This is a genomic window from Nocardioides aquaticus (genome assembly GCF_018459925.1).
GTDB classification, from domain to species: Bacteria; Actinomycetota; Actinomycetes; order Propionibacteriales; family Nocardioidaceae; genus Nocardioides; species Nocardioides aquaticus.
In genome coordinates, this window is sequence record NZ_CP075371.1 from 4334379 (window position 1) to 4345994 (window position 11616).

The 11616-nt window shown below is 73.2% G+C and carries 9 protein-coding genes; 6 read left to right on the plus strand and 3 right to left on the minus strand.

Annotated elements, in window-relative coordinates:
* Nucleotides 1–206: 206 nt before the first annotated feature.
* The 4 genes from ENKNEFLB_RS21075 to ENKNEFLB_RS21090 all read left to right on the plus strand — a co-directional run bounded on the left by ENKNEFLB_RS21075 (nucleotide 207) and on the right by ENKNEFLB_RS21090 (nucleotide 6754).
* Nucleotides 207–1526 carry a choice-of-anchor P family protein gene (locus ENKNEFLB_RS21075; RefSeq protein WP_214057138.1) on the plus strand — a complete coding sequence of 440 codons (1320 nt, stop codon included), beginning with the start codon at nucleotides 207–209 and terminating at the stop codon, nucleotides 1524–1526.
* A 90-nt stretch (nucleotides 1527–1616) separates the two neighbouring features.
* Nucleotides 1617–2387, plus strand: coding sequence for an IclR family transcriptional regulator (locus tag ENKNEFLB_RS21080; protein WP_214057139.1), 771 nt, complete (start codon nucleotides 1617–1619; stop codon nucleotides 2385–2387).
* Between the two features lie 86 nt (nucleotides 2388–2473).
* A complete protein-coding gene (locus ENKNEFLB_RS21085; protein WP_214057140.1) occupies nucleotides 2474–2989 on the plus strand; it encodes a hypothetical protein in 516 nt (171 codons plus the stop codon).
* A gap of 117 nt (nucleotides 2990–3106) precedes the next feature.
* Nucleotides 3107–6754 carry a (Fe-S)-binding protein gene (locus ENKNEFLB_RS21090; protein WP_214057141.1) on the plus strand — a complete coding sequence of 1216 codons (3648 nt, stop codon included), beginning with the start codon at nucleotides 3107–3109 and terminating at the stop codon, nucleotides 6752–6754.
* 72 nt (nucleotides 6755–6826) lie between these two features.
* On the opposite strand, the gene ENKNEFLB_RS21095 is transcribed toward ENKNEFLB_RS21090, so the two are convergent.
* The 3 genes from ENKNEFLB_RS21095 to ENKNEFLB_RS21105 all read right to left on the minus strand — a co-directional run bounded on the left by ENKNEFLB_RS21095 (nucleotide 6827) and on the right by ENKNEFLB_RS21105 (nucleotide 10003).
* Entirely contained in the window at nucleotides 6827–7798 is a 972-nt protein-coding gene (locus tag ENKNEFLB_RS21095; RefSeq protein ID WP_214057142.1) for a hypothetical protein, read from the minus strand.
* Between the two features lie 146 nt (nucleotides 7799–7944).
* The gene (locus ENKNEFLB_RS21100; protein ID WP_214059650.1) at nucleotides 7945–8226 is read right to left on the minus strand and encodes a hypothetical protein; all 282 of its coding nucleotides are present in this window, start codon (nucleotides 8224–8226) and stop codon (nucleotides 7945–7947) included.
* 52 nt (nucleotides 8227–8278) lie between these two features.
* Nucleotides 8279–10003 (minus strand): sodium:solute symporter family protein, encoded by a 1725-nt coding sequence (locus ENKNEFLB_RS21105; RefSeq protein WP_214059651.1) that lies wholly within the window; start codon nucleotides 10001–10003, stop codon nucleotides 8279–8281.
* A gap of 169 nt (nucleotides 10004–10172) precedes the next feature.
* On the opposite strand from ENKNEFLB_RS21105, the gene ENKNEFLB_RS21110 reads away from it, so the two are divergent.
* Together ENKNEFLB_RS21110 and ENKNEFLB_RS21115 are read left to right on the plus strand one after the other, a co-directional pair.
* On the plus strand, nucleotides 10173–10706 hold the full coding sequence (locus tag ENKNEFLB_RS21110) for a toxin-antitoxin system HicB family antitoxin (protein WP_214057143.1): 534 nt from the start codon (nucleotides 10173–10175) through the stop codon (nucleotides 10704–10706).
* A gap of 37 nt (nucleotides 10707–10743) precedes the next feature.
* Entirely contained in the window at nucleotides 10744–11574 is an 831-nt protein-coding gene (locus ENKNEFLB_RS21115) for a DUF4097 family beta strand repeat-containing protein (protein ID WP_214057144.1), read from the plus strand.
* The last annotated feature ends 42 nt before the right edge of the window (nucleotides 11575–11616 follow it).

Consider the following 11616-nt stretch of genomic DNA (forward strand, 5'->3'; position numbering starts at 1 on the left):
GCACCGGCGACAGACGGGGGCGGGCCGGCGACCCGGCCTCTCCCCGCAGGGGTGATTCCGTCCACCCGTTGTCTCGCACCCGGGACATGGGGGAAAAAGTCCTGACGGCACGGGTCTTGAGTCCTACGGTCGGCACCAGAGGCCCTACTCCTCTGATCACCCGCTCCCGGCCGTGCCCCCGCACGGCCGAACCACCGGAGGCTCCTGTGCGCCGACTGACCGCTCCACTCCTGTCCCTCGCCCTCCTCGGCGTCGTCCACGTCGGCGGCGCCCCGCCGGCGGCCGCCGCCCCCCTCGGCGCCGTGGCCGGGCCGGTCGCCAGCGCAGCCGCGCTCGCCGCCAGGGGCGAGAAGCGGCGCACCCCGTACGCCTTCAACGCCGGCGGGTTCGGCAGCCAGTTCGTCGGTGGGGACCTGCCGCTGAACTCGGGCAAGACGGCCTTCACCCGGATCGGCTGCACCAACCTGGCCGGGCTGAACCGCTCGAACTACATCACCGAGGTCGCCGTGCCGGACAGCCCGTTCTCCCTGGGCGGCGTCGACACCAACCTGCGTACCCGCGCCAAGGGCCGCGGTGCCAGCACGACCTACTCCTCCATCGCCACGCAGAAGGTCGCCGACCTCAAGCTGGTCGACACCCCGCTGGGCGGCCTGTCGGTCTCCGGCCTGACCAGCAAGGCCGTCACCTCGGCCAAGCGCGGCAGGTTCAGCGTGGCCACCGACATCAACATCGCGGGCATCACGCTCACCCCGCCCGTCGGCGAGCCGCAGACGCTCCGCATCCCGACCCCGAACCGGCCGCTGACGATCCCCGGCGTGGCGGTCATCTCGCTGGGCAAGCCCGTCGAGAACGTCGGTCGCGCCCGCGCGTCCGCCTTCGCCAGCGTGCTGCAGGTCCGCACCCTGTTCGGCTCCAACCCGACGACGCTGACCGTGGCCAACGCCAAGACGGCCATCGAGCGCGGCGTCGAGGGCGGCATCTTCTCCGGCTACTCGGCCGGCCTCGAGGCCGGCGCCCTGGGCGACATCGTCAAGGTGGGGCGCAACCCGCTGCGCAAGATGCCGTGCACCGGCACCCGCGGCGAGCTCCAGCAGACCAACCTGGTCGACCTCGACCTCGCCGGACTGGTCGTGGCCAAGGCCGCGCGTGCCGAGCAGCGCACGCAGACCCGTCGTGGCGTCTCCTCCGGCTTCGAGCGCGGCTCCGTGGCCCGCCTGAACCTCGGTGACGGCGCCCTGGTCGTCACCGGCATCGTGGGCAAGGCCTCGGTGACCCGCAAGGGCGCCACCGTGGTCCGCAAGGCGACCGGCGGGGTCGGCTCGATCACCGTGAACGGCGAGACCGCCACCTTCCCCCGGACCGGGGTGCTCGAGGTGCCGGGCCTGGCCTCGATCGAGCAGCGCGTCGTCAAGCGCTTCAAGACCGGGCTCCAGGTCATCGGGCTGCAGGTCACGCTGCTCGACGGCTCCGGCGCCGTGATCGACCTCGGCAAGGCCCAGATGAAGATCAACCGCGGCGTGCGCTAGACGCACCGGTGCGGCGCGCGCCCGACGGCGCGCGCCGCACCCTCCCCGCACCTCCCACCCACCTGCTTCTCGACCCCCACGGTGATCACCATGTCGGTCAGTCACGTACCGTCCGCGACCAGGACCCTGCGCGTGCTGCGCTTCCTGGCCGCCCGCACCACCCCGGTCTCGCTCGAGTGCATCGCACGCGCCTGCGAGCTGCCGCGCAGCACGGCGTACCACCTCCTCAACACCATGGTCGACGAGGGCTTCGTGGTGCACTTCGCCGCCGAGCACCGCTTCGGCCTCGGCATCGGCGCCCAGGAGGTCGGGCTCGGCTTCGCCGGCCAGGACCTGCTCCTGCGCGTGGGCCGCACCCCGCTGGCGATGGTCGTGGACCGGCTCGGCGTCTCCGCCTACCTCGTGGTCGGTCAGGGTCGCGAGATCGTGGTCCTGCACGAGGAGCGCGGCACCCAGATGCCGCCCCTGCTGACCCGCCCGACCCGGCTCCCCGCCCGGTCGAGCGCCTCGGGCCGCGCGGTCCTCGCCGAGACACCCCTCGAGCAGGTACGGGCGCTCTACGCCGCCCCGTCCGCCTTCGACGACGGCCATCGCGGCGGCCCTCCGGACCTGGCCACGCTCGAAGCAGCGCTGGGGCGCGTGCGCCGCCAGGGCTACGCGGTGCAGGACAACGACATGCGACCCGGCCTGGCCGGGGTCGCCGCACCCGTGCGCGGCCTGCCCCACGGGCTGCCCGCGGCGGTGGCCCTGACGCACCGGCGCGAGCCGACCAACGTGCTCAGCAGCCGCCTCGGCCTGGAGGTCCAGCGGCTGGCCCGCGCCCTCAGCACCGCGGTGGCGGCGCAGGAGACCGCGGTCTGACCACCTCGCCGTCCCCCCGGCGGGTGGAGGTACCCACCCTCGGCCGTCTGACAGGTTGAGGGTTTTCCCCCACCGAGGAGTCCCTCATGAGCACCACCACCATCGTCATCATCGTGGTCGTCGTCGTCCTGCTGGTCGCCGCCGCGGTCGCCGTCGCCCTCGCCGCGCGCAAGAAGAAGGCCACGGCACGACGCGAGCAGGCCGGCCGGCTCCGCCAGGAGGCCGCAGCCGTGGCCCCGGACGTCCAGCGGAGCCGGGCCGAGGCCCAGCGCGCCGAGGCCGACGCGGAGATCGCCCGCCAGGAGGCCGCGCGTGCCGAGCAGCGGGCCCAGCAGACGCGCCTGGGTCACCAGGCCGAGGAGGCCCGCGTCGAGGACCGGGTCCGCGAGGCCGACCGTCTCGACCCCGACGTGAACCAGCGCCGCGACGACTACGCCCCGCAGACGCCGGAGGCGGCGCCGCAGACCCGGCCGCTGGACGCGTTCGACGACCCCCGGACGCCCGTCGACGGCTCGCCCCGCGTCGCCCCGCGTACCCCGGAGGCCCCCGGCACGCCGGGCGCGCCCGGCACCGGGACGGCCTCGCACCCCGACCACGGGTGACGTTACCGCCGAGTAGGATATTCCTCACCGGGCCGGGGGACTGACGGCCGCCGCCGTCGGACCTAGGCTCGCAGCGCACGTCCTCCGGACGCGCACGAGGACGAGGAGCACACCCGCATGCAGATCGTGGCCATCGTGGTCTCCCTGGCGATCGCCGCCGTCGGCACCACCCTGTTCGTGCGGGCGATCGCGGCCATGGTCGCGGTGGTGCGCACCGGCACGCCGACGTCGCGCACCGACAACCCGGTCGGACGCTCGCTGACCCTGGTCAAGGAGTCGCTGGGGCACACCCGGATGCTCCAGTGGACCTGGGTCGGCGGGGCGCACTGGTTCGTGATGACCGGCTTCGGCCTGCTCTTCCTGACCCTGGTCACGGCGTTCGGGCAGCTGTTCGACCCGCACTTCGTGCTCCCGTTCATCGGTCACTTCTTCCTCTTCGAGTGGGCGACCGAGCTCTTCACCTGGGTGATGCTCGCCGCGATCGTCGGGCTCTTCTCCTACCGCGTGACCCGACCCAAGGAGCGGGTCCGCGGCAACGCCGGGCGGCTGTACCGCTCGAACATGTGGCAGGGCTACTTCGTCGAGGCCGTGATCTTCGGCGTCGGCGTCTGCATCGTGATGCTGCGCGGCCTGGAGTACGCGCTGGCCGCCGCCGAGGGCGACGACCTCGCCTCGGCCTTCCACTTCCCGCTGACCTTCTGGATCGGCGAGGCCCTCTCCGGGCTCTCGGAGAGCACCCTGGCGAACCTGATCTTCCTGGTCGCGATGCTCAAGATCGTCATCTCCTTCACCTGGATGATCGTGGTCTCGCTGAACCTGACCATGGGCGTGGCCTGGCACCGGTTCACCGCGTTCTTCAACATCTGGTTCAAGCGCGAGGGTGACGGCTCGCTGGCGCTCGGTCGGGTCAAGCCGCTCACCTCGGCCGGCAAGACCGTGAGCCTCGACGACCTCGAGGAGCTCGACGAGGACACCACGCTCGGCGTGGGCCAGGTCGAGGACTTCAGCTGGAAGGGCCTGCTCGACTTCACCTCGTGCACCGAGTGCGGTCGCTGCCAGAGCCAGTGCCCGGCCTGGAACACCGACAAGCCGCTGTCGCCGAAGCTGCTGATCACCGCGCTCCGCGACCACGCCTACGCCAAGGCTCCGTACCTCCAGGCCGACGAGGGCGACCGCGCGGCGCTGCTCGAGGGCAACGACACCCTGACCCGCGAGGTCGAGCGCCCCCTGGTCGGCGACACCGGTGACGACTGGTTCTACAACCCCGACAGCGGCGCCGCGGTCATCGACTCCGACGTGCTGTGGAACTGCACCTCCTGCGGCGCCTGCGTGCAGCAGTGCCCGGTGGACATCGAGCACGTCGACCACATCATCGACATGCGCCGCTACGCGGTGCTGGTCGAGTCGAACTTCCCGGCCGAGCTCAACGGGCTGTTCAAGGGCCTGGAGAACAAGGGCAACCCGTGGAACATGAACGCCTCCGCGCGCCTGGACTGGACCAAGGGTCTCGACTTCGACGTCAAGGTCGTCGGCAAGGACATCGAGTCGCTGGACGAGGTCGAGTGGCTGTTCTGGGTCGGCTGCGCCGGGGCGTACGAGGACCGCGCGAAGAAGACCACCCGTGCCGTCGCCGAGCTGCTCGACATGGCCGGCGTGACCTTCGGCGTGCTCGGCACCGGCGAGACCTGCACCGGTGACCCGGCCCGTCGCGCCGGCAACGAGTTCGTCTTCCAGGGCCTGGCCCAGCAGAACGTGGAGACGATGAAGGAGGCGAAGGTCAAGAAGGTCGTCTCGACCTGTGCGCACTGCTTCAACACCCTCAAGAACGAGTACAGCGAGCTCGGCATCGAGCTCGACGTCGTGCACCACACGCAGCTGCTGAACCGCCTGGTGCGCGAGGGCCGGCTGACCCCGGTCGCCGAGGGCGCGGGTGCCGCGAAGCGCTCGATCACCTACCACGACCCGTGCTACATCGGGCGTCACAACGGCGTCTACTCCCCGCCGCGCGAGCTCCTCCAGATCCTGCCCGGCGCCGAGGTCGTGGAGATGGAGCGCAACTCCGAGCGCTCCTTCTGCTGCGGCGCCGGCGGCGCGCGGATGTGGATGGAGGAGAACATCGGCGAGCGGATCAACATGAACCGCACGAACGAGGCCATCGGCACCGGCGCCGACCAGATCGCCGTCGGCTGCCCCTTCTGCCGCGTGATGCTCTCCGACGGCCTCACCGCCGCCCAGGACAAGGGTGATGCGCGGGAGGAGGTCGAGGTCCTCGACGTGGCCCAGATGCTGCTGGCCTCGGTCAAGGGCGTGCAGGCCACCAAGCTGGCCCCGGGCGGCGCGCCCGCCACGGCCGGCGCTGCGGCCGCCGTCGGGTCGGCCTCGTCCGCTGGCGGCACCGACACGCTGGTCCGCGACGACGAGGCGACCCACGCCGAGCCGAGCCCCGACGACGAGATGCGCACCGAGGAGTCCGTCACCCGGACCGCCGACGCCGGCCCGCTGGCGAAGGCCAGCGGCGGGTCGTCGCTCTTCGACACCCCCGCCGAGACCTCGGTCGAGGCGCCCGCGGAGGACAAGCCGGAGACGGCGTCCTCGGAGAAGTCCGTGCCGGCCGAGGCCAGGGCCGCCGAGCCGGCGTCGTCCGGCGGGTCGCTCTTCGACCTCGGTGGCGGCGACGAGCCGGCCGCCGCGCCGGCTGCGAAGGCGTCCGACGCACCCGCCGAGGTGCCGGCCGACAAGGGTCTGGGCGGCGGGTCGCTGTTCGACCTCGGCGGTGACGAGCCGGCTGCGAAGGCCGAGCCCGCCGCACCGGCGGCGGCCGAGCCGGCCCCGAAGCCGGCGACGAAGCCGGCCACGGACCTCGGGTCCGGCGGGTCGCTCTTCGACGTGGAGGCCGACGAGCCCGCGCCGGCAGCACCCGCCGTCGACCCGAAGCCCGCCGAACAGGCGACGGCCGAGCCGGACGCGACGACGGAGCCGGCGACGCCGGCCACGAAGCCGGCCACGGACCTCGGGTCCGGCGGGTCGCTCTTCGACGTGGTGGCCAACGAGCCCGCGCCGGCAGCACCCGCCGCCGACCCGAAGCCCGCCGCCGAGGCGCCCGCGACCAAGGCCCCCGAAGAGGCCCCGGCGCAGGCCACCCCGGCACCGGCCACCCCGGCACCGGCCTCCCCGGCACCGGCGTCGTCCGCCCGGTCGACCGACCCGACCCGCCGCTCGATGTTCGACATCGCCGCCCCGGCCGCCCCGGCCGCAGCGGCAACGGCTCCCGCCGTCGCCGAGCCCGAGGCCCAGCCCGAGGCCGAGCCCGCACCCACACCCGGGGCCGTCGCGAGCGAGCCTGAGGCCGCACCGGCCCCGACCGCGGTCACCCCGGCGCCCTCGACCGAGATCCCCGAGGGCGGGTCCCTCTTCGACCTCGGGGAGCCCACTGCCCCGGCACCGGCCGCCCCCGCCCCCGCGGCGGCACCGGAGCCGGTCGCCGCGACCAGCCCGGCGCCGGCGGACGAGGACACCGAGACCGTGTCGGCCGACGCCATCGTGGCGGAGGCTGCCGAGGCCGGGATCACCGAGCCCGAGGCACAGGCAGAGGCCGAGGCGCGGACCGCCGAGGCCGGGCAGGCCGCCGAGGGCCAGCCCGCGGACGAGGCCGACGCCGCGGCCGAGCCCCCCGGGGACGCGGAGCAGCCGGCCCCGTCGGGCGAGCAGCACCAGCCGCGCACCGACGCCGACATCAGCGGGTCGAGCAGCCTCTTCGACCTCTGAGTCCCGCCCGCCGGTCGGCCCGGTCATGACAGCAGCGGATCACTGCCAGCAGGTGGCAGTGATCCGCTGCTGTCATGCGGCGAGACCGGCAGGGCAGCCCGGACCGCACGGACGGGCGTACGCCTCCACCCCGTGCTGCCGCAGGAACGCCGCCACCTTGGCCGCGGTACGGCACGGCCGGTCCAGCACCTGCCCCCAGCCGAGACGGACCGTGGTCCGTCCGGAGGCGGCGACGTCGAGGTCACGCTCGAGGTCGAGGTCCCGCGCCAGCGGGTCGTCGTGGTGCAGCCGACCGTCCAGCTCGACGACGGCGGCGCCGAGCGTCACGTCGCGGTAGACGACGCCGGCGACCCCCGCCTCCCGCCGTTGCCGCTCGGCCCGGGGCAGGCCGTGGGCGCGCTCCACCCCGGTCAGGTAGCGGTGCTCGAGCACCGAGCAGGTCCCCTCGGCGACGTCGCGCAGCACGTCCTGCGTCCAGCGGCGTCGGGGGTACCGCGTGCGCTGGGCCAGGGCGGCGACCAGCTGCGCGGCGGTCGTGCGCCGGGAGCCCGCCGCCCGCGCCAGCACCGCGACCCGGTCCAGCTCCGCGCCGGCCGCGGCGGCCGTGTCGAGCACCGCGTCGGCGTACCGCTGCCGCGGCGGTCCGAGGTTCCACAGCACGGTCTCGTCGAGGCGGGCCACCTGGTGCACGACCACCCCGTCGAGCGGGGACGGTCGGGAGCGGCTGCGGTCGACCGCCACGTGGACGGCCGGACGACCCCGGTCGGGCCGCCCCGGGACGGGACCGTCGTACGCGCGGAGCGCGGAGCCGCCGTGCAGGGCGGCGGGCCAGGTCGCGAGCACCGCAGCCCAGGCGTGCTGGGTCCAGGAGGGCCGGCCGGTGTGGTCGACGTAGACGCCGGGCAGCAGGGTGGTCCAGGTACGGCCCCGCAGCATCCGCCGGACGTCCGCCTCGCCGAGACCGGCCTCGAGGGCCTGGCGGCGCGCCACGACGCCGTCCTGCCGCTGGAGCAGGGCGCGTACGACGGCGGGCGACTCGTCCACGCCGCGCAGCCTGCGCCCGGAGGTGTCCGCGGCGCCAGGCCCGTGCCACCGACCTGTGGACGACCACGCCGCCCGCCATGACAGCAGCGGATCACTATCACCTGGTGGCAGTGATCCGCTGCTGTCGTGTGCCGGGCAGGCGGGCCTCAGCCTCCGGCGGTGTCGTCCTCCTGCACCGGCACCACGACCGGACGCACGCGGGCCCAGACCACGAAGCCCACGCCCACCACGAGCAGCACGATCCCGGCGATCAGGTTGCTGTTGTAGTCGTCGGGGTCGGCGACCCCCGGCGTGCTCTCGGTGAAGAGACCGGTGACGGTGAGGATCACCCCGTAGACGGCCAGCAGGCCGCCGATGACGTTGCGGATGTCGAAGGCGCCGGCGGTGTGCGTGCGTTCCTCGAAGGCCGCCTTCTCGGTCTCGGACATCGACGCCTCGGCGGGCGACCCGGACTGGTGCTCGTTGCTCATGCGGTGCTCCTCAGAAGGCGAAGTTCAGGGCGATGACCATCACCAGGGCGATGCCGGCCAGCGGCATGGTGCGTCGGTACCACGGGTAGCCGGCCTCCTCGGCGTCGACGAGGTCCTCCTTGGGCGTCTCGGAGTAGACCAGGCCCCGGAGCTCGGCCGGGTCCTTGGGCTTGGTCACCAGCGACACGACCACGCTGAGGACGATGTCGACGACGAAGGCCGTCGCCGCGGCGACGAAGGCGGCGCCCTGGCCCCCCAGCGGGATGACCCCGAGGCTGGCCGCGCCGAACGCGTCCTCGGAGAGGAACGCGACCAGCACCGCGGACAAGGTGCCGGCGACCAGGCCGACCCAGCCGGCGGTCGGCGTCATCCGCTTCCAGAACATGCCGAGGATGAAGGTGGCGAACAGCGGGGCGTTGAAGAACCCGAACAGGGTCTGCAGGTAGTCCATGATGTTGGTGAAGCCCGAGGCGAACACGGCCGTGCCGATCGCCACGACCGCCGCCACGACCGTGGCCCACCGGCCCACGCGCAGGTAGTAGTCGTCGGAGCGGTCCTTGACGACGTACTGCTCCCAGAGGTCGTAGGACAGCACGGTGTTGAACGCAGAGATGTTGGCGGCCATGCCGGCCATGAACGCGGCGAGCAGGCCCGCGATGGCCAGGCCCAGCAGGCCGTTGGGAAGCACGTCGCGCATCAGGTAGAGCAGCGCGTCGTTGTACTGCACCGTCCCCTCGGCCCCGCCGGCCACGGTCTCGCCGGCCTTGAGGTCGGCGATCTCGGAGACCAGGACGGCGGCGATCATGCCCGGCACGATCGTGACGAACGGGATGAACATCTTCGGGAAGGCGCCGATGATCGGCGTCTTGCGGGCCGCGGAGATGGAGTTCGAGGCCATCGCGCGCTGGACCTCGACGAAGTTCGTCGTCCAGTAGCCGAAGGACAGCACGAAGCCGAGCCCGAAGACGATCCCGACCACCGACAGGAAGTCGTTGGAGAAGCCGGAGAGCGCGTTGCCCGGCCAGGAGTTCAGCTGCTCGGAGGCGGTCGCCGAGGCCGGGTTGCTCGCGGCGGCCTCGGTGATCCTGTCCTTGAGCCCGCCCCAGCCACCGACGCGGTGCAGGCCGATCAGGGTCAGCGGCAGCAGCGAGGCCACGATCACGAAGAACTGCAGCACCTCGTTGTAGATCGCCGCGCTCAGCCCGCCCAGGGTGATGTAGGACAGCACGACGATCGCGGCCACGACCAGCGAGAGGTAGAGGTTCCAGCCGAGCATCGCCTGGATGATGCTGCCGAGCAGGTAGAGGTTCACCCCGGCGATCAGCAGCTGGGCCAGGGCGAAGGACAGCGCGTTGACGAGGTGGGCGCCCGTACCGAAGCGGCGGCGCATGAACTCGGGCACCGAGCGCACCTTGGAGCCGTAGTAGAACGGCATCATCACCACGCCGAGGAACAGCATGGCCGGGATCGCGCCGATCCAGAAGTAGTGGGTCGCGGGCAGGCCGAACTCGGCCCCGGACGCCGACATCCCCATGATCTCGACGGCGCCGAGGTTGGCGGAGATGAAGGCGAGGCCGGTGACCCAGGCCGGCAACGACCGGCCGGACAGGAAGAAGTCCACCGAGTCCGAGACCTGGCGGCGGGCGAGGACGCCGATCCCGAGGACGACGAGGAAGTACAGCGCGACGATCAGGTAGTCGACGAAGCTCGCCGAGATGATCGTGGCCTGGGGGATGACGGGCAGCACCGGTGGATTCCACACCTCGGACCGGCGGTTGCACAAGACCCCAGGGGGACCTTTGGCCCCATCCGACACTCACGCACCGCCGCCGCTGGTCGCACTGGCGGCACCTCGACGTCACCACACCCTTGTCGTGACGTCACAATGATGTCAGAGTGGCGTCATGGACCTGACCCCGTACGTCGAGAGCCTCCGCCGCGACCTGCTCGCCGCCGCCGGGGCCGACGAGCAGACCCACGCGGTCGCCGAGCGACTGGGGTACGCCCTCGAGCCGGCCGCCCGCCTGGCCCTGATGGAGGCGGTCTCCCACGCCGCCGCCGAGATCACCGCCGAGATGGCCGGCGGAGGCGTCGACGTCCGCCTCGACGGCCGCGACCTCGACTTCGTCGTCCATGGCGGCACCGCGGGCGTGCCGACGCCGCCGGTGCCGCCCGCGCCGCCCGCGCCCCCGGAGACCGACGAGGACGGCGGCGTCGCCCGGATCACGCTGCGGCTGCCCGAGCACCTGAAGAACAAGGCCGAGGAGGCCGCCGCCGGCGCCGGGCACTCCCTGAACACCTGGCTGGTGAACGTCGTGCGCGACGCGACCCGCGAGGGCGCGGCCCGGGTCGACGTCGACCTCTCCAGCCTCCCGCTGACCGGCGGGTTCGACCCGTTCGGCCACCGCGCCGGCCGTCGTACGACCGGCTGGCTCTGACCACCACCGACCGCCCCACCCGAACCCGAGGAGCCCCATGACCGCCATCCGCGACCACGCCTTCGACACCCCCGAGCCGGTCCGCCTCCTCGCGCGTCTGGGCCGCGGCAGCCTGACCGCCACGACCGAGGACACCGCCACGGCGTCGGTCAAGGTCACCGGCTGGCACGCCCGCGACGTCGTCGTCGACCTCGTCGACGGCACCCTGTCGGTGACCGTCCCCCAGCACAGGGGGTTCGCCGAGCGCGACATCGAGGTCGACGTCGAGGTGGTGCTCCCCACCGGCAGCGACCTCGACGTGCGGACCGGCACCGCCGACCTGCGGGCCGAGGGCTCGTACGGCGCGGCGTCGCTGCGCAGCGGCAGCGGGGCGCTGGTGGTCGACACCCTCACCGGGGCCGGCCTGGTCGAGACCGGCTCCGGTGACGTGCACCTGGCCCGCGTCGGGGGCGAGCTGCAGGTCAAGTGCGGCAGCGGCGACGTGACTGTCGAGCACGCCGCGGCGGCCGTCGTCGTGTCCACGGGCTCCGGCGACGTCCGGCTCGGCGAGGTGCTCGGCGACCTCGCCGTGAAGACCGGGTCCGGCGACCTGCACGTCGCCCGGCCCCTCGGCGACGTCACGATGACCAGCGGCAGCGGCGACGTCGTGGTGGACCGGGCCGCGGCGACCACGATCACCCTGCGCGGCGCCTCGACCGACGCGCGGGTCGCGATCCCCGTGGACCTGCCCGTGTGGACCGACGTGACCAGCCTCAGCGGCTCGGTCCGCGCCGACACCTCCCCGCGCGGCGAGCCCACCGACGACCGCCCCCACCTGACCCTGCGGGTCAGCACCGTGAGCGGCGACGTCCACCTGCTCGACGCCTGACCCCGTACCTCCGACCCGACCCGACCCGACCCGACCCGAAGG

What these genes read in the sequence shown, in the direction of transcription:
- ENKNEFLB_RS21110 (WP_214057143.1), top strand. Translation starts at nt 10,173, where the DNA reads ATGGACCTGACCCCGTACGTCGAGAGCCTCCGCCGCGACCTGCTCGCC.
- ENKNEFLB_RS21080 (WP_214057139.1), top strand. Translation starts at nt 1,617, where the DNA reads ATGTCGGTCAGTCACGTACCGTCCGCGACCAGGACCCTGCGCGTGCTG.
- ENKNEFLB_RS21085 (WP_214057140.1), top strand. Translation starts at nt 2,474, where the DNA reads ATGAGCACCACCACCATCGTCATCATCGTGGTCGTCGTCGTCCTGCTG.
- ENKNEFLB_RS21115 (WP_214057144.1), top strand. Translation starts at nt 10,744, where the DNA reads ATGACCGCCATCCGCGACCACGCCTTCGACACCCCCGAGCCGGTCCGC.
- ENKNEFLB_RS21090 (WP_214057141.1), top strand. Translation starts at nt 3,107, where the DNA reads ATGCAGATCGTGGCCATCGTGGTCTCCCTGGCGATCGCCGCCGTCGGC.
- ENKNEFLB_RS21100 (WP_214059650.1), bottom strand. Translation starts at nt 8,226, where the DNA reads ATGTCCGAGACCGAGAAGGCGGCCTTCGAGGAACGCACGCACACCGCC.